Annotated in this window: 15 protein-coding genes and 1 pseudogene; 5 read left to right on the top strand and 11 right to left on the bottom strand. The window is 56.5% G+C overall.

Annotated elements, in window-relative coordinates:
• Positions 1 to 78: 78 nt before the first annotated feature.
• The gene (locus CRO87_RS04100; RefSeq protein WP_097161643.1) at positions 79 to 420 is read right to left on the bottom strand and encodes a RamA family antibiotic efflux transcriptional regulator; all 342 of its coding nucleotides are present in this window, start codon (positions 418 to 420) and stop codon (positions 79 to 81) included.
• Positions 421 to 453: 33 nt separating this feature from the next.
• Positions 454 to 1,554 (bottom strand): MBL fold metallo-hydrolase, encoded by a 1,101-nt coding sequence (locus tag CRO87_RS04095; RefSeq protein ID WP_097161642.1) that lies wholly within the window; start codon positions 1,552 to 1,554, stop codon positions 454 to 456.
• 192 nt (positions 1,555 to 1,746) lie between these two features.
• Here CRO87_RS04095 and CRO87_RS04090 point away from each other — a divergent pair, with 192 nt between their 5' ends.
• The 3 genes from CRO87_RS04090 (at position 1,747) to nfsB (ending at position 3,465) form a co-directional block, all read left to right on the top strand.
• Complete coding sequence (locus CRO87_RS04090; protein ID WP_097161641.1) at positions 1,747 to 2,328, top strand: TetR/AcrR family transcriptional regulator; 582 nt, start codon at positions 1,747 to 1,749, stop codon at positions 2,326 to 2,328.
• Positions 2,325 to 2,693 carry an MmcQ/YjbR family DNA-binding protein gene (locus CRO87_RS04085; RefSeq protein WP_097161640.1) on the top strand — a complete coding sequence of 123 codons (369 nt, stop codon included), beginning with the start codon at positions 2,325 to 2,327 and terminating at the stop codon, positions 2,691 to 2,693. The genes CRO87_RS04090 and CRO87_RS04085 overlap by 4 nt, the downstream gene beginning before the upstream one ends.
• Positions 2,694 to 2,811: 118 nt before the next feature.
• The gene (gene nfsB, locus CRO87_RS04080) at positions 2,812 to 3,465 is read left to right on the top strand and encodes an oxygen-insensitive NAD(P)H nitroreductase (protein ID WP_097161639.1); all 654 of its coding nucleotides are present in this window, start codon (positions 2,812 to 2,814) and stop codon (positions 3,463 to 3,465) included.
• 68 nt (positions 3,466 to 3,533) lie between these two features.
• On the opposite strand, the gene CRO87_RS04075 is transcribed toward nfsB, so the two are convergent.
• Both CRO87_RS04075 and CRO87_RS04070 read right to left on the bottom strand, forming a co-directional pair.
• Positions 3,534 to 4,565, bottom strand: coding sequence for a DUF2157 domain-containing protein (locus CRO87_RS04075; RefSeq protein WP_097161638.1), 1,032 nt, complete (start codon positions 4,563 to 4,565; stop codon positions 3,534 to 3,536).
• Positions 4,549 to 5,460 carry a helix-turn-helix transcriptional regulator gene (locus tag CRO87_RS04070; RefSeq protein ID WP_097161637.1) on the bottom strand — a complete coding sequence of 304 codons (912 nt, stop codon included), beginning with the start codon at positions 5,458 to 5,460 and terminating at the stop codon, positions 4,549 to 4,551. The genes CRO87_RS04075 and CRO87_RS04070 overlap by 17 nt, the downstream gene beginning before the upstream one ends.
• A gap of 108 nt (positions 5,461 to 5,568) precedes the next feature.
• Between CRO87_RS04070 and CRO87_RS04065 the strand changes: the two genes are divergently transcribed.
• Both CRO87_RS04065 and CRO87_RS04060 read left to right on the top strand, forming a co-directional pair.
• Positions 5,569 to 6,987, top strand: coding sequence for an MFS transporter (locus CRO87_RS04065; protein ID WP_097161636.1), 1,419 nt, complete (start codon positions 5,569 to 5,571; stop codon positions 6,985 to 6,987).
• 64 nt (positions 6,988 to 7,051) lie between these two features.
• Positions 7,052 to 8,293 carry a mechanosensitive ion channel family protein gene (locus CRO87_RS04060; protein WP_097161635.1) on the top strand — a complete coding sequence of 414 codons (1,242 nt, stop codon included), beginning with the start codon at positions 7,052 to 7,054 and terminating at the stop codon, positions 8,291 to 8,293.
• A 42-nt stretch (positions 8,294 to 8,335) separates the two neighbouring features.
• Here CRO87_RS04060 and pheP read toward each other — a convergent pair whose 3' ends face one another.
• The 7 genes and pseudogenes from pheP to CRO87_RS04025 all read right to left on the bottom strand — a co-directional run bounded on the left by pheP (position 8,336) and on the right by CRO87_RS04025 (position 16,100).
• Positions 8,336 to 9,727 carry a phenylalanine transporter gene (gene pheP / locus CRO87_RS04055; RefSeq protein WP_097161634.1) on the bottom strand — a complete coding sequence of 464 codons (1,392 nt, stop codon included), beginning with the start codon at positions 9,725 to 9,727 and terminating at the stop codon, positions 8,336 to 8,338.
• Positions 9,728 to 9,832: 105 nt separating this feature from the next.
• Positions 9,833 to 10,114 (bottom strand): annotated as a pseudogene (locus CRO87_RS04050) (TonB-dependent siderophore receptor); the annotation flags it as partial.
• Between the two features lie 57 nt (positions 10,115 to 10,171).
• Positions 10,172 to 11,242 carry a YncE family protein gene (locus CRO87_RS04045; RefSeq protein ID WP_097161633.1) on the bottom strand — a complete coding sequence of 357 codons (1,071 nt, stop codon included), beginning with the start codon at positions 11,240 to 11,242 and terminating at the stop codon, positions 10,172 to 10,174.
• Between the two features lie 272 nt (positions 11,243 to 11,514).
• A complete protein-coding gene (locus tag CRO87_RS04040; protein ID WP_097161632.1) occupies positions 11,515 to 12,690 on the bottom strand; it encodes an OmpP1/FadL family transporter in 1,176 nt (391 codons plus the stop codon).
• Between the two features lie 178 nt (positions 12,691 to 12,868).
• The gene (locus CRO87_RS04035; protein ID WP_097161631.1) at positions 12,869 to 13,975 is read right to left on the bottom strand and encodes a DUF4056 domain-containing protein; all 1,107 of its coding nucleotides are present in this window, start codon (positions 13,973 to 13,975) and stop codon (positions 12,869 to 12,871) included.
• The gene (locus tag CRO87_RS04030) at positions 13,975 to 15,105 is read right to left on the bottom strand and encodes a BamA/TamA family outer membrane protein (RefSeq protein WP_097161630.1); all 1,131 of its coding nucleotides are present in this window, start codon (positions 15,103 to 15,105) and stop codon (positions 13,975 to 13,977) included. The genes CRO87_RS04035 and CRO87_RS04030 overlap by 1 nt, the downstream gene beginning before the upstream one ends.
• On the bottom strand, positions 15,105 to 16,100 hold the full coding sequence (locus tag CRO87_RS04025) for a hypothetical protein (RefSeq protein ID WP_097161679.1): 996 nt from the start codon (positions 16,098 to 16,100) through the stop codon (positions 15,105 to 15,107). Before CRO87_RS04025 ends, CRO87_RS04030 begins: the two co-directional genes overlap by 1 nt.
• Positions 16,101 to 16,121: the final 21 nt, after the last annotated feature.

Here is a 16,121-nt window from a genome sequence, read left to right as displayed (position 1 = left end):
ATGGTTTGCAATATCACTTAGTTGTTCAGAATAAAGACGTAAAAAAGCCCGCTTTCGCAGGCTCTGTTTTTTTATGCGCTAGTGCGCCCGACTCTGATTCTCTTTGCGCCACGCGCCGGGTGGCTGCTTAAAGGTGCGGGTAAACACCCGGGTGAAAGTCTGCTGTGAGTCAAACCCGTACTTCAGGCAGATGTCGTAGACCTTCTGATCGGTGTCGCGCAGCTCCTGTGCCGCTAATCTGAGCTTGCGCTCGCGGATATAGCGCCCAAGACTCTCCCCCTTTTGCTGTAGAAACAGGCGCTGCAGATGCCACTTCGAATATCCCGCGTGGCGGGCGATGTCGTCAATGCGCAGCGGCTGGTGCAGATTGTCGTCAATCCACTCGACGATGGTGTCAATAACCTGAGCGGAAATCGTCATACCTTCCTCCCCTCTCTCGAAACTGCGCGGTGGTCATTCCCACCAGGCGCGAAACTGCTGATCGCGGTTGGCAACCCACACGGGTTCGCCCTGAACCGGCGTTAACAGGCGATAATTTTTCCCGGCACTGGCCTCGGCCAGCCGCTTATACGGATCGTCCCAGGTGTGTTTGGCGAGCACGAAGCGCCCTGCGTGACCGGGCAACACGGCACGAGCGTTGAGATCGACGGCGGCCTGCGCCGTTTCGTCCGGCAGCATGTGAATGTATTTCCAGTCCTGGTCATACTGGCCGTTCTCCATGATGGCCAAATCGACGTGGCCAAACTGCTCACCGATGGCCTTAAAGTGCGGGCCATAGCCGCTGTCGCCGCTGTAATAGATGTTTTGCTCTGGCGTGACGAACATGAAGCTGCCCCACAGCGTCTGGTTACGCTTCAGGCCGCGTCCGGAGAAGTGGCGCGCGGGCAGCACGTGGGCCGTCAGTTCGTCGCTGACCTTCACCTGCTGGTTCCAGTCGGCTTCGGTAATAATGGCGCTGTCCATGCCCCAGTAGCGCAGGTGTGAACCCACACCCAGCGGGGTAATCACGCGTTTGATCTTCGGCATCAGACCTTTGATCGTCGCGTAATCCAGATGATCGTAATGGTCGTGGGAGATGATCAGCAGATCGATGTCCGGCATCGTTTCGGCTCGCCACGGGTAGTCCCCTTCGAATGCCTTATTGAGGAAGGAAAACGGTGCGGCATAGCTGCTGAACACCGGGTCAATCAGAATGCGCTTTCCGCCAAGCTGTAAATACCACGAAGAGTGACCGAGCCAGATCATCACTTCCTGCTGCACCGGCAGGCTGGCGAGATCGGTTTTCACCATCGGCAGCGGTTTTTCCGGGCGCGCGTTCGGGCGCTTTTCGGTTAAGAACTCCCAGATGGCCCGCGGCATACTTTTCTGCCCGGACCAGCTCGGCGTCGGCTGCTGGTTATGGAACTGACCATCGCGGTAGTGCGCGGAGCCTTCCATCGCATTCAACCGATCGCCCTGCGGGGCCTTACCGAAACCGGCATTTAGCACAAAGGGTAAACTCGCTGCACTGGCAATTAACATGATGATGACCACACTGAGAAGTAGACGCTGCATATCCAGACCGAAGACCCGCTCCATCCTGGAGACAGTATTTAAGAGAAATCTTGCTTATGAGTGAGTAAGCACTCATTATAGAAAACAAGCGAAAGTCGTCAAGCCGATTTTCAATTTTTGACATTCAGCGTTGAAGTGCTGCAAGGGGCGTGCTTCAATCGGTGTTTTTTCCCGTCCGAGAGGTAAAGTGTAGTGGCTCGTCCTAAGAGTGAAGATAAAAAACAGGCGTTACTGGAAGCCGCAACGTCGGCAATTGCCCAGCAGGGGATCGCGGCATCGACGGCCCTGATAGCCCGTAACGCTGGCGTTGCCGAGGGCACGCTGTTTCGCTACTTCGCCACCAAAGACGACCTGCTCAATGCGCTTTACCTGCACCTGAAAAGCTCCCTGTGTGAAACCATGCTGGCGGGCATTACGGACGCGGTGACGCCGAAAGACTTCACCCGCTGCATCTGGAACAGCTACATCTCCTGGGGCGTGCGTAATCCGCTCGGCCACAAAGCCATTCGCCGTATGGCGGTGAGTGAAAAAATTACCGTCGAGACAAAGCAAGAAGTGACGGACATGTTCCCGGAACTGCATAAGCTCTGCCAGCGCTCGGTGCGCAGCGTGTTTCTCTCCACCGAGTTTCAGGCGTTTGGCGATGCGCTGTTTTTGTCGCTTGCCGAAACCACCATCGAATTTGCCAGCCACGAACCGACGCGCGCCAGTGACTTAACCGCCCTCGGGTTTGAAGCCATGTGGCTGGCGCTGGCGGAGGAAAATGCCGCATGAACGGCGAGGCCATAGTCAAACATGCTCATCAGTTTGCGCTTGAACTGCCCTTCACCGAACAGACCTGGCCGTTCGGCCCGGAGTACGACGTGTATCGGGTTGGCGGTAAAATCTTTATGATTGCCATGATCTTGCGCGGTAATCCCATCGTGAATCTTAAAGCGAAGCCGGATAACGTGCTGTTGCATCAGGAGATTTATAAAAGCGTCGGGCCGGGCTACCACATGAATAAAAAGCACTGGATAACCGTTTCCGGCGGCGAGGATATCAGCCCGGAATTGCTCTCAGGGTTAATCACTGACTCCTGGCACTGCGTGGTCGACAAACTGCCTAAACGCGATCAGAAGCGCCTGCGTCCGGGGTGATTTTCTTGTTTTAACAACAAGTGTTATCGCATTTTATCCCTTATCATTTGCCCCCTCACCCTGTACTCTTCAGCCATCGAACGAGCCCCTGTGGGCTGCTACTTTCTGAGGAGTCATTATGGATATCATCTCTGTTGCGTTAAAACGTCACTCCACCAAAGCCTTTGATCCCGCTTTTGCGCTCAGCGAAGAGCAGGCCGAAAACCTGAAAACCCTGCTGCAGTTCAGCCCTTCCAGCACCAACTCACAGCCGTGGCACTTCATCGTGGCAAGCACCGAGGAAGGAAAATCGCGCGTCGCGAAATCAGCCGCTGGTGGCTTCGTGTTCAACGAACGCAAAATGCTCGATGCTTCCCACGTGGTGGTGTTCTGCGCCAAAACGGCGATGGATGATGCCTGGCTGGAACAAGTGGTGGATCAGGAAGAAGCCGATGGCCGTTTCGCTACGCCGGAAGCCAAAGCGGGTAACCATAAAGGCCGCGTGTTCTTTGCCGATTTACACCGCAAAGAGCTGAAGGATGACGCGCACTGGATGCAGAAACAGGTTTACCTCAACGTCGGCAACTTCCTGCTGGGCGTGGCGGCGATGGGCCTTGATGCAGTGCCAATCGAAGGGTTTGATGCTGCGGTGATGGATAAAGAGTTCGGCCTGAGCGAAAAAGGCTTCACCAGCGTAGTCGTGGTGCCAGTTGGCCGTCACAGCGTGGAAGACTTCAACGCTAAGCTGCCTAAATCTCGCCTGCCGCAGAGCACCACGCTCACCGAAATTTAAGCATTTTGCCCGGCCAGCGCCTGCGGCCGGGCTTGCTCCTCAAAGACGCTCGATAAAATGCGCTTCGGTTAAGCTTTTTGCCCCGCATGCCAGATTTTCTCGGCGTATTTACCCAACGCAGCAAGCGAAACGGCGAGGATCAGGAAGAACACGACTTTATGCATGCCGTCCCAGAAGTATTCGAAGAAGCGGGTGTAGAGATTAATTGCGAGGAACGTCAGGCCAAAGCCGCGCAGCATGCCGTCGTCGGTTTTCAGGCTGATATACACGCAGACGCCTGCGGCAACGGCAAACAGCAACGCCCAGGGCAGCAGTTCCGCATGCGTTGAGCTGTACCAGCTGTCAGCATCATAGTTGCCGAAAATCGACATGATCCACAGCGCGATAAACAGATACGTCAGCCCCATCGCCTTACTGACGGTAAACAGATTTCGCCCTTGCAGAATGCGCCCCAGCAGCAGGCAGACCGCCAGCAAAACGCCGCCGAACAGCACGAAACGGATCGGGAAGTTCATCCCCAGCCAGTACGCGCCCCAGCCGGACATATAGCCTGTTTCCGCGCCAAACCAGTTCCCCAACGCCAGCAGGAAGAACAGCCAGACCAGCGACGAGCGCCCGATCCAGCCCACTACGCCGTAAATGGCGCAGCCCACCAGAAACAGCGGCGCAATGTGGCCGCTGCCGTCATCCAGCCTTTCCCCCAGTTGCCAGAGCATCAATGCAGTAAAGACCACGCCGAGGAACAAAATCGCCTCGGTGCTGTAATGCCACTGCGTCTCTCGCCGCTGACGGCGGAATCCCCAGAGATAGCAGAACACGGCCAGCAGCATGGGCACGCCGATGCGCAACAGGCCTGAATTCGAAAACAGTGAATAAAGCACGGCCATCAGATAACTGTCGGCGAACAGGCTTGCCAGCGCGATAAGCACGCAGGCCAGCGCCGTCCAGAAGGCGTAGCGGCTCAGGCGTTTCCAGTCGAACAGCTGAGGCTTCAGCGTTGCCGCCAGCCTCTCCTGCTCAACAGCACTCAGTTCTCCGGTCTGCTGCCAGTCGGCCAGCGCCCGGCGGATAATGCGTTCCTGCTTACGGGTGACGTTCATCGCTTTCCTTGATGTGATGGGGTGATGAGCCCTGTTTATCGAGCCGCGCCAGCGCCTGCTCGCCCTGTTCGTCTACCGGGAGGTATACCAGCAGTCGCGACCCGTTACGCGGGGCGGAATACCAGTACATCTGCTGGAGGCTGAATATCCCTGACTGCGGATGATTAAACATTTTGATCTGATTTTCGACGCCCCGCACCTCATATCGCTGATGCCAGATAGCCTCGAACTCTGACGATGCGGCAAAATAGCGCGCCAGCTTATTCTCCCACTCCGGCTCACCGCGATGCTCTGCCATCGCCGCCCGAAAATAGGAGACGTAGTTCAGCAAAGCATCACTGTTGGCAATCCTGGAGCGCCAGACGTCATGGGTCAGATAGAGATAAATGCAGTTACGATCTTCATCGGCAATCGACGCAAAATCCACGCCCATCAGACGACAGAAGCTGTCATTCCAGGCAACGATATCAAAATTCGGCTTCTGAATGCTCGCCGGCTGCGGCATCAGGCTGTCGAGCATTCTGCGCGTCCCGGCGCTGATGCCTTCACACTGCGGAACCTGCAAAGATTCGAGCGGCGGCAGCCCGGCCAGCACAAACAGATGGCGCGTTTCGAGGGCGGTACACTGCAAGGCCTGGGCTATCGCCTGCAACACCTGCGTCGAAGGATTCACCTCCCTGCCCTGTTCCAGCCACGTGTACCAGGTTACGCCGACATCTGCCAGCATCGCCACTTCTTCCCGGCGCAGGCCCGGCGTTCGCCGTCTGCCGCTACGCGGGAGCCCAAGTCGCTGCGGATCAAGGCTTTCCCGCCGCGCACGCAAAAAGGTGCCAAGCTGTTTCCTGTTGTCATCATGCCTGACGGGTGGGGCCTCCACGGGCGTTATCAGGGACATAAAACCTCCAGCAGGGTAGTGCCAGTACCAGTATAAGCAGGAACTGGTACCCGTTTATTCATTCAGCGATGCTACGTCCGATCCCTGAATGACGCAATGGAGAACACCATGAATACGTCTGCTGTTTCACCCGGTCGCGCTGGCCTGCTGCTGTTATTAACCGGACAGATGCTGCCGCTGATAGACACCTCAATCACCAACGTCGCGCTGGAGTCGATCACTCATTCGCTTCACACCAGCCCGACGCAGCTGGAGCTTATCGTCGCGCTCTACGGCGTTGCCTTTGCCGTGTGCCTCGCTATGGGCAGTAAACTGGGCGATAACTACGGCCGACGTCGGCTGTTTATGTGGGGCGTGACGCTGTTCGGCGTGGCATCGCTGCTGTGCGGTATGGCGGATTCCATCCATGCGCTGCTGGCGGCCCGTACGCTACAGGGTGCAGGGGCGGCGCTTATCGTGCCGCAGATTCTGGCCACGCTGCACGTGACTTTGAAAGGCACCGCCCATGCCCGAGCCATCAGCCTGTACGGCGGCATTGGCGGGATTGCTTTTATCGTCGGACAGATGGGCGGCGGCTGGCTGGTCTCAGCAGATTTTGCCGGGCTCGGCTGGCGGAATGCGTTTTTCATCAACGTGCCCATATGCCTGATTGTCCTCGCCTTCAGCCTGCGCTATATCCCGGAAACCCGCAGTGAAACACCGTCAGGCATCGACTGGCCGGGCACGTTTTATCTCGCCGCGATCCTCTGCTGCCTGCTGTTTCCGATGGCGCTTGGCATGGAGCTGCACTGGCCCTGGGCGCTGAAGTTGATGCTGCTGGCCGTGATCCCACTGGCCTGGCTGATGCGTACCAGCGCTCTGACGAAAGAAGCCCATGGCCAAACGCCGCTGCTGCCGCCACGCTTGCTGAAGCTGCCGAGCATTCGCTTCGGCATTTTGATTGCCCTGCTGTTTTTCAGCGCCTGGTCCGGCTTTATGTTCTGTATGGCGCTGACCATGCAGTCGGGTCTCGGCATGGCACCCTGGCAGTCCGGTAACAGCTTTATCGCGCTGGGCCTCGCCTATTTTGTCTCAGCGCTGTATGCCCCAAAACTGATTGCCCGCTACAGCATGGGGCGCATTCTGCTCATTGGCCTGAGCGTGCAGATAAGCGGCCTGCTGTTGCTGGCGTTCACTTTCTGGCATTTCGGCCTGCGCACCCACGCCCTGACGCTGGCTCCGGCCACCGCCGTGATCGGCTACGGCCAGGCGCTGATCGTCAACAGCTTCTATCGGATTGGCATGCGCGATATCGAAGCACGTGACGCGGGCGCAGGCAGCGCCATTCTTAGCACCTTGCAACAATCGACCTTCGGTCTGGGGCCAGCCGTGCTGGGGAGCGTCTTCCTGGCCCTGGCTTCGCAGGGTGATTACACCACGGCCATCGTTGGCTTTTTGGCCCTTGAAGTCGTGCTGATGCTTACGCTTGGTGCGCTGGCGCTCAGCTACCGACGGCACTTAGCGCACTGCCCGCAGCCAACGGTATAACCCGGTTCGATTTGCATCTTATTCTCTCAGCGGTCATTATGGCCGCTGATAAAAAGGAGAAACTATGCAGGAAATTATCGCAGCCCTTAGAAACTGGGGCCTTGAAATAAACCACACCACATCACTGCTCATCGTATTCGGAATTATCTTCCTGACGGCCATTATCCTGCACATTATTTTGCATCGGATAGTGCTGCGCGCTTTCGAAAAACGCGCTCAGGCGAGCTCTCATTTCTGGTTGCAAATCATCACCCAAAATAAATTATTTCACCGGGTGGCCTTTACGATTCAGGGTATTGTCGTTCAGGTACAGGCGGCCCTCTGGCTGCATAAAGGTAGCGATGCTGCCTCTATTCTGATTAACTGCGCCCAACTGTGGGTGATGCTCTATTCCCTGCTGGCGTTTTTCTCGCTGCTTGACGTACTGCTTAATCTGTCGCAGAAATTCACCTTCTCGTCGCAGCTGCCACTTAAGGGAATATTCCAGGGCGTTAAGTTGGTCAGCGCCATTCTCGTCGGCATCCTGATTATTTCGCTGCTGCTGGGTCAGTCTCCGGCGATCCTGATTAGCGGCCTGGGCGCCATGGCCGCAGTACTGATGCTGGTATTCAAGGACCCGATTCTCGGCCTGGTGGCAGGTATTCAGCTCTCCGCTAACGACATGTTACGCCTTGGCGACTGGCTGGAAATGCCGAAATACGGCGCGGACGGTGCGGTGACGGACATCGGGCTGACCACCGTCAAAGTCCGCAACTGGGATAACACCATCACCACCATCCCGACCTGGTCGCTGGTGTCGGACTCCTTCAAAAACTGGAGCGGCATGTCAGCCTCCGGCGGGCGTCGTATCAAGCGCAGCATTAATATCGATACCACCAGCATTCATTTTCTCGATGAGCAGGAGAAGCAACACCTTATTCAGGCGAGGCTGCTGAAACCTTATATGGACAGCCGCCATGAGGAAATCAGCCAATGGAACGAACAGCACGGCGGCGATAATTCTACACTCAACAGCCGTAAAATGACCAACGTCGGAACTTTCCGCGCGTATCTTAATGAATACCTGCGGAATCATCCTAGAATCCGCAAGGATATGACGTTAATGGTGCGTCAACTGGCACCCGACGCTAATGGTTTGCCGATAGAAATATACTGCTTCACCAACACCGTTGTGTGGGCAGAATATGAAGATATTCAGGCCGATATTTTCGACCATCTATTTGCGGTGGTGGATGAGTTCGGTTTGCGGATTCATCAGACTCCGACCGGGAATGATATTCGGTCCCTTTCCGGCGTCACCGCATAATAAGAAAAATCCCGCCAGATGGCGGGATTTCTTTATCAGGCATCAGGCGCGTTTTCTCAACACCTTAAACACCCCAAACAAAAACACTACCCACACCGGCAGCAGAATCGCCGACAGGCGCATGCCATCGAGGGTCAGCATCAGGCAGAGGATCATCAGCAGAAACGCGATGCAGATGTAGTTGCTGGCCGGTGCCCACAGCGCACGGAACTTCGGTACGCGTCCTTTACGGCGCTGAGCCGATCGGAATTTCAGATGCGCGAGACAGATCATCACCCAGTTCAGCAGCAGCGTGGCCACTACCAACGCCATCAGCAGACCGAAGGCTTCATGCGGCAGCAGGTAGTTCACCAGCACCACCAGCGAGGTGATGGCCCCGGAGAGCAGCAACGAATTCACCGGTACGCCGCGACGGTTAACGCGGGTCAGGAACTTTGGCGCGTTGCCCTGGACGGAAAGGCCGAACAGCATCCGACTGTTGGAGTAAACGCCGCTGTTATAAACCGACAGTGATGCCACCAGAATGACGAAATTCAGCGCCGATGCCACCACGTTACTGTCAATATTATGGAAAATCATCACGAACGGGCTGCTGTCGGATTTGACATTGATCCACGGATAGAGCGCCAGCAGCACCACCAGCGAGCCAATGTAGAACAGCAGAATGCGGTACACCACCTGATTCACCGCTTTCGGGATGGTGGTTTCCGGGTCGCGCGCTTCTGCCGCGGTGATACCAATCAACTCGAGTCCACCGAAGGAGAACATGATCACCGCCAGCGACAGCATCAGGCCGTGCCAGCCGGTGGCGAAGAAGCCGCCGTGCTGCCACAGGTTGTCGAAGCTCGCATGCGCGCCACCGTGACCGCTGAACAGCATCCACAGGCCAAAACCAATCATGCCAAGGATCGCCAGCACCTTAATCAGCGCAAACCAGAACTCGGTTTCGCCATACAGGCGCACGTTGACCAGGTTGACGGCGTTGATAATCACAAAGAACGCGGCCGCCCAGATCCAGGTCGGCACCTCCGGCAGCCAGTACTGCATATAGATCCCGGCGGCGGTCAGCTCGGCCATCCCCACCAGCACGAACATCACCCAGTAGTTCCAGCCGGAGAGGAAGCCCGCAAAGGGTCCCCAGTATTTATAAGCAAAGTGAGCAAAGGAGCCGGAGACAGGTTCTTCCACCACCATTTCGCCCAGCTGGCGCATGATCAGAAATGCGATGATGCCCGCGATGGCATAGCCGAGGATAACAGCAGGCCCGGCCATCTGAATGGCGGGCCCGATACCGAGAAAGAGTCCGGTGCCGATAGCACCGCCGAGGGCGATAAGTTGAATATGACGGTTTTGCAGACCGCGTTGAAGCGTCGGTTGTGATTCTGACGCCGCATCCGTTGGCAGATTATCGGATGCCGATGACGCGTTTTTCACGTCGTTCCCCTGTAGCATTTTTCAGAAGGGGCACCTTTTAACACTTCATCAGAAATGTCGCAAGTTTCGCCCCGGCAAGTCACCCTCGCCGGGGCGAGAGTCACATCAGAAATCGTAGCTCATAGACACCTTCACGGTGCGCGGTTCGCCCTGGAAGATGTAGGTGCCGTAGCTTTCCACACCGGACCAGTATTTCTCGTTAGTCACGTTATCCACGCCCACTCGCCAGACCATATCGTTCCGATCGGCGTTGACGCGCATGCGGTAGCGCACGCCGAGGTCAAGCGTGGTGTAGCTTTCGAGCTTTTTGGTGTTGGCAGCGTCTGCGTATTGAGAACCGGTGTGGTTCACTTTCGCCGTTGCGGTCAGGCCTTCAATCGGCTTGATAATTGGCTTATAACGAGGCTGAGTGAAACAAAGTGGCCCGTGGCCGGGCCGTTCTTTTTATTTATTCAGATCGATACGCACGACGCGGTCGGGCCCATCGGTCGAATGGTCTTTATTGAAGGCTTGTTTGACGGTGACAAACAGGGTCTGGCCATCTGCAGAGAGCAGCAGGCTGTTTGGATTCGGCTTCAGGTCCCAGCTCTTTTTCACCGCGTACGAGGTGGCGTCGAGGCTCAGCACTTTGCCGGACTCACGCTGCGAAACGTATAGCTCATGACGAATCGGGTTGAACACCACGCCAAGTGAATCACCAACATCCAGTTGCTTGATCACTTTGCCGCTGTGAATATCCAGCGCCAGAGTAGTTTTCGCCTGAGAGTTGTCGGTGACGAACAGGCGGCCGGTGTCGCTGTCTTCGGCAATATTCAGCAGCAGCGCCGGTTTGTCGCCGAGCGGCTTCCAGCGTTGCTCAATACGGTTATTACGTGGGTTGATGACCAGGATCTCACCGCCGCCGTTCGCGGCATAAATACGCCCGGTGTTCGACGAATAGTGCAGGCCAGTCATCCATTTGCCGGTGTTTTTGATGCGGGTTTTCAGCTTCATGGTCTTCGCATCAACCACCCAAATGACCGCCGGGTCGGCCACCGCGCCAACGTACAGCAGGCCGTTGTGCAGCAGCACCTGGCGTGCACCATACGGCAGCCCTTTCTCATTACGCTCAGGGAACAGCAGACGCGCCTTCACCTTACCGTCAGAAGTATTCAGCGCGCTGATACCTCCGTCGAGTGAGTTAGTAACGTAAACCGTCTGGCCGTCGTCAGAAATCGCCATACCGAAGTTTTTCAGATCCGTGTGGCTGGCGCCGACGGTTTTCAGCGTCTTCGGATCGAGCTTGTACACCACCCCGCCCTGCACATCTTTAAAACCTTCGGCGCTGGAGACATACAGCGCATCGCCTTTCGGGCTGAGCGCCATTTCGTACAGGCCATCGGCGAGATCGCGCTGAGTCAGATCGGTTGCCGCAGGTGCGGTGACGGCCGCTTCTTTTTGTGGGACAGGCGTGCTCTTTGCGGCACACCCCACCATGGCGAAAGCCACAGCCAGCGCGGTGAGTTTGCGTTTCATGAAAGTTCCCTGCCAATAGATAAAAAAGAGAATGAGAACTATACGCATTATCTTTATATCTTCAAGAATAAATATTCACGGGAAGAATGTGTGGAGATCAGGTATTGAGGGGATAGTAGAATGGAGAAAAACAGATGAAGTCATGCAGGTAAGCTGTGCGGACTGATGCCCTCTCCCCCGCCCCTCTCCCACAGGGCGAGGGGCGCAAACACTAAAAAATCCTCTCGAAAGAGGATTTTTGCTGTTTACCTTGCCGCCGGGCACAAATTACATCAGAACTGATAGCTGTAGTTGACGCTCGCAAACCACAGGTAAGGATGGTCATAGCTGCCGGAGAAGACCTCAGGCGAGGCCACTTTCGACGATTGCATATGCAGGTATTCCACCGCGAAACCGACGTTGCTTGCTGGCGTGATTTGATACTGCGCCCCGGTGCCAAAACGCCACTCATCGCCGGTCGGCAGACTCAGTGACACATCGCTCTGATCTTTGTACGGCGTGCTGTCGAACGCCACACCTGCATTCAGACGCCACTGCTCCGTAGGACGATACTGCACGCCCACCGCCGTGTGCCATGTGTCTTTCATTCGGTTAGTGTTGTTCACCTGGCTGCCACCCACCGTAATATTCGGCGCGCCAAACTGGCTCCAGTCCTGCCACCCCAGATCGCCCATCACCGACCACTGTTTGTCGATGTCGTGCACCAGGCTGAACATCAGCTGCTGCGGCGCGTTCACCTGGGCGGTAATCGGCAGCGTGTAGTCACCCTGTGGCAGACGAACTTTGCCGTCAATATTAAAATCGTAATCGGTTTTGCTGTTCCAGGTTATCCCGGCGCGGGTCTGCTCGGTCAGTTGCATCAGCAGGCCGAGGCGATAGCTCGCCGCCCAGTCGTGATCTTTTTCCTTTTTATCCTCGCCGTTAACGTCGCGCGTCAGGCTAAGAAAACCGTAGTTGGCGTTGACGGAAGCGCCAACGGATACTTTATCACTGAGCTTATAAGCCAGCGACGGGCTGACGGTCAGCGCCATCAGGCTGCTCTTTTTGATGACGCTGTCTCCGGCCCAGTTGCCATAATCCACGCCGAGGCCGAAGTTGCCATACATGCCGATCCCGGCATACAAATTATCCGTCAACTTCTGGCTGTAGAACGCGCTGCCATTCGGCATCACGTTCAGCACGTTGCCCGGGCTCTGTCGGCTGTCGTTATCCAGCTGGTAGTCGATATTCCCGCCAAGCGCCTGCAAACCGCCGGTAAACATATGATCCGGTAAACGCGTCATGCCCGCCGGGTTGGTGGCAATAGTCGATGCATCCTGGGCTCGGGCAGCCTGTCCTGCGCCAGCCAGCGCGGTATCTTCGGTGCCAATTTCGTAGAAATAGAGGGCGCTTGCGAACGCGTGTGAGGAGAGAAGCAGTCCAGAACAGACCAGAGCTATTTTTTTCATTTGCCACCTGCCAAAGGAGAAGTCTTAATCATTGTTATGCGTAAAAAAAGCATAGTTACCCACGGCGAATTTGCCACTGGCAATCACCCGGGTAACCCCTTCATTTTGAAGGGGCAAAGAATAACAAAGGGGTGTTCACTTCTTCAGCAAGAGATCAGTTTATTATTAAACAGGTGAACTATTTCTGCATGCGATCAAGTTGGGTTTTGTCGGCGGCCTGCGCCTTGTCGGCGAGGGGCTGGAACTGCGAAGGGATGTAGTGCCCGTCCGGGGACGGCAGGCGTTCCATCTTATGACCCGGATAGATTTGCAGCTCGCCAAGGGCTGACAGCGTAAAACCACTCATCCGGGCAGGCATATGCAGCTGATAAGGCTCCACCTTTTCAAACGGCACCGGCGTCGGGAGGCGGTTGTCGCGGAGGGTATAGTTGCGCTTCAGTACCAGGAATTTATCCGGCACCCGCCGCTTGCTGTTCCACCAGTCGCCGTCCACTTCACGGAACATCCTCTCCGTCTCTTCGCGCGTCACCACGCCAAGTCCCACCAGCGCCTGCTGGATTTGCGCGTCCATCGCCTTGTCATAGGCTTCGACGCTGCCGGCATGGCCTTGCAGGATGGCGTTAATCGCGAGCCTCGCCCCCAATAAATTGGAGTAAAGATCCTCCGGAGAAAACGCCGAGATCTCTTCTGAAAAACCGGGCACCGACTGGAAGCCATACCACTGGGCAATCTCATGCCACTGCGCCAGCTCGAAGGCGATTTTACCCGCCAGCCAGGCCGCCAGGGTGTAGCGTTCTGTCATCGAGGCAGGAGGCGTAAACGCGTTGAGCTGAATCCGCCGCAGGCCAAGCTCTTCGCTGTAGAAGAAGCGCCACGACTGGCCGAGCTTCGGATAGATTTTAGAGAACAGATAGAAAGTGTTGTCGGCGGTGTCACGCACGTGGGCAATATCAATAAAGCCGCCGCGATGAGTGTAAATCAGCCCGCTTTTTTCATCATTCAGGCCAACCAGATCCTTCACCGCCGTCAGTGCGCTGTCGTTATAATGATGATGTCCGAGCGAATCGAGGGTCAGCACGTTGCCAATCTGATAAACGGGGATCGGCACGCCAATGGCCCGAACGTTCAGGTCATAGCCAAAGGCGCAGCAGGGGCGCAGCGACTCCGGCGCCACCAGATGCCCTACCACTGGCGCAACGCGCCTCGCCTGCTCGACGGGCAGCAGCGTATCGTCCGCCTTCGCCACCGTCGCCACCACTAACAGACTCAACAACCAGCCCCGCATCAAAATGCCTCCGCAACCTGAAAATAGAAACCGGCACTCTCCCGGCCCACGCCCAAATCAAGCCGGATATTCATCGCCGGCTTGACCTCGAAACGGTACCCGACGCCGACCGTCGGTAACAGAGGATGATTTCCTAAATCCGCGGGTGAGCTGCCGAGCGCCCCGGCTCCGGCCCAAAGCACGTAGCCGTGTCGCCAGTTGAGCTTCTGACGATACTCAATCTGCCCGCTCACCACGTCGTTATCGCGGTAGCGGCCCTGATAGTAGCCGCGCAGGCGGTTGTCATCCCCGGCCTGCGAGAGCCTGTCCCAGGGCACGTCGCCGTGGGTAAAGCGGCCCCACAGGTCAAAAGCCAGCACGCGCTTATCATCCAACGGCAGGTAATAGTTATATTGAAGTTGGGTGGCTGTGAAATGGGTATCCGAGCCAAGCGACGGGTCGAAATAGCTGTACTCGACGCTGACGTACTGCCCGTGATGCGGCTGGGTAATGGCATCGCGCGAATCGTAGTTCAGGCTGACGGTCGCCCCTGAACTTAAGGGATTCGTGGTCGTCGTGTACTGCGAAAACTTGTCGCCCGGCTTTCTGTCATCGACGTTGGCATTCATGGCTGAGAAATCCCAGCCCACGCCAAAATAGAGCTTATCGACAATCTGCCGCATCAGCTGCGGATGCAGCTGCACCGAGTTATTATTGTACTTCTGCGAGCTGCCCTGCGCCGCGTCGTAGCCCACGCCCCAAAATTCAGTCGGCACTTTGGCCACGCCACCGTCGAGGAAAAAACGCCAGCGATCGTCGGTAAAGAAGGTGTAGTTGTGCAACCCGAGCCCCAGCGCGCCGCTGGTGCTGACAAACCCGGTAAAGGAAATGGACGAGTTCTGCGTTTTCTTGTCATTGGGGTCGATACGGTAGATCCCCGCCACCGCCGTTCCGAGGCCAAGCTTCAGCTCCGGAGTATAAAACGGCCCCGGCAGCACGCTCCAGTCGATGCCTTTGCTGGCGTCATACTGGTTATCGGCCCCGAGCTTGCCCAGAAAGTCGTCAATCGATTGCTGACTGATTTCGGCAAACGTCGGTGTCACCATGCCCACACTGACAAGCCCGGCCAGTACGGTCGTCCATCTGCTCATCAGAATCGGTATTCACCCGCGATAAAGAAGCTGTTGCGATCGTTAAAGCCAAACTCGGTCAGCACGTTGAAATTTTGCGTGATTTCATACTGCGCACCCACCAGCATATTCCATGGTGAAGAGAGGTGTTGCTTCACGTCGAAGCGCCCGTCCTCAACCACGCTATCCAGCGCCGACGGCAGCCCCAGGTCGGACAGATTGCCTCTGAACTCCTGTTCAACATCCTGATACATGCTGCCGACCCACAGACTCAGATGCGACGGCCCGGCGATGCCCTGAAATTCAAAGCGATAGCCCACGCGTGGAGACACCGTCAGCGCCGAGATTTTGCCATCGAGGATGTCGAAGCTGGTCTGGGTGTAGTTGGTGTCGAGAATGGTGAACCAGTTGCCGTAACCGCCCGCCAGGGTCACGCCCGCGCCGTAGGTGGTGCCTTCGAAGTTGAGTTTAAAATCCAGGTTCTGCAGCGCCCCGCTCTCGTAACCCGAATGCACTGCCTGGGAGATGATATGGTCCGGGTTCGGGTGAAGAATGGTGCCACTGTCGTAGCGCGATGGGTCGGAATCCACCGAGATGTTCGACACCGATGACCCTTTGGTATGGCCGAGAATGCCGTAAACGTTGAGGAACGGGAATACCCACATGTCGAGGCGCAGGTTTTCCGTCTTGCTGCGCTGGCGGGTATCGCCGACGCCGATGTTGAACATATCGTCCGGTATCGGGTGGCTGCCGAGATTCAGCCCGGTCAGGGAAATGCTCTCAACATCAATGTTCTGGCGCATGTTCATATAGCTAAGATTCACGCCGAACGGTAGCGGAATCGAATAGCCACGCGCCCGTGCTTCGTCGCCCCAGATGGGGAACATGCTGTCGCTTTCGGAAGACGACGGCGTGCCGTCGGCAGAAGCCCCGGATGCCTTTTCCGGAGGTGTACTTGCACCACAGGCTGTCCCGGAGATCAGCAGCAGCGGCAGCAGCGTTTCACGCCATCTCATCATTGGTTTCTCATTTTGCGA

This window comes from Enterobacter sp. CC120223-11 (assembly GCF_900215375.1).
Taxonomy (GTDB): domain Bacteria; phylum Pseudomonadota; class Gammaproteobacteria; order Enterobacterales; family Enterobacteriaceae; genus Scandinavium.
This window is presented reverse-complemented; position numbering and strand designations above follow the sequence as displayed.

Excerpts from the sequence above, each read along its gene's own strand:
- CRO87_RS04070 (WP_097161637.1), bottom strand. The coding sequence starts at position 5,460 with ATGTCCCTGATAACGCCCGTGGAGGCCCCACCCGTCAGGCATGATGAC.
- CRO87_RS04025 (WP_097161679.1), bottom strand. The coding sequence starts at position 16,100 with ATGAGATGGCGTGAAACGCTGCTGCCGCTGCTGCTGATCTCCGGGACA.
- nfsB (WP_097161639.1), top strand. The coding sequence starts at position 2,812 with ATGGATATCATCTCTGTTGCGTTAAAACGTCACTCCACCAAAGCCTTT.
- CRO87_RS04035 (WP_097161631.1), bottom strand. The coding sequence starts at position 13,975 with ATGCGGGGCTGGTTGTTGAGTCTGTTAGTGGTGGCGACGGTGGCGAAG.
- CRO87_RS04040 (WP_097161632.1), bottom strand. The coding sequence starts at position 12,690 with ATGAAAAAAATAGCTCTGGTCTGTTCTGGACTGCTTCTCTCCTCACAC.
- CRO87_RS04045 (WP_097161633.1), bottom strand. The coding sequence starts at position 11,242 with ATGAAACGCAAACTCACCGCGCTGGCTGTGGCTTTCGCCATGGTGGGG.
- CRO87_RS04095 (WP_097161642.1), bottom strand. The coding sequence starts at position 1,554 with ATGCAGCGTCTACTTCTCAGTGTGGTCATCATCATGTTAATTGCCAGT.
- CRO87_RS04030 (WP_097161630.1), bottom strand. The coding sequence starts at position 15,105 with ATGAGCAGATGGACGACCGTACTGGCCGGGCTTGTCAGTGTGGGCATG.
- CRO87_RS04065 (WP_097161636.1), top strand. The coding sequence starts at position 5,569 with ATGAATACGTCTGCTGTTTCACCCGGTCGCGCTGGCCTGCTGCTGTTA.
- CRO87_RS04085 (WP_097161640.1), top strand. The coding sequence starts at position 2,325 with ATGAACGGCGAGGCCATAGTCAAACATGCTCATCAGTTTGCGCTTGAA.
- CRO87_RS04075 (WP_097161638.1), bottom strand. The coding sequence starts at position 4,565 with ATGAACGTCACCCGTAAGCAGGAACGCATTATCCGCCGGGCGCTGGCC.
- CRO87_RS04060 (WP_097161635.1), top strand. The coding sequence starts at position 7,052 with ATGCAGGAAATTATCGCAGCCCTTAGAAACTGGGGCCTTGAAATAAAC.
- CRO87_RS04100 (WP_097161643.1), bottom strand. The coding sequence starts at position 420 with ATGACGATTTCCGCTCAGGTTATTGACACCATCGTCGAGTGGATTGAC.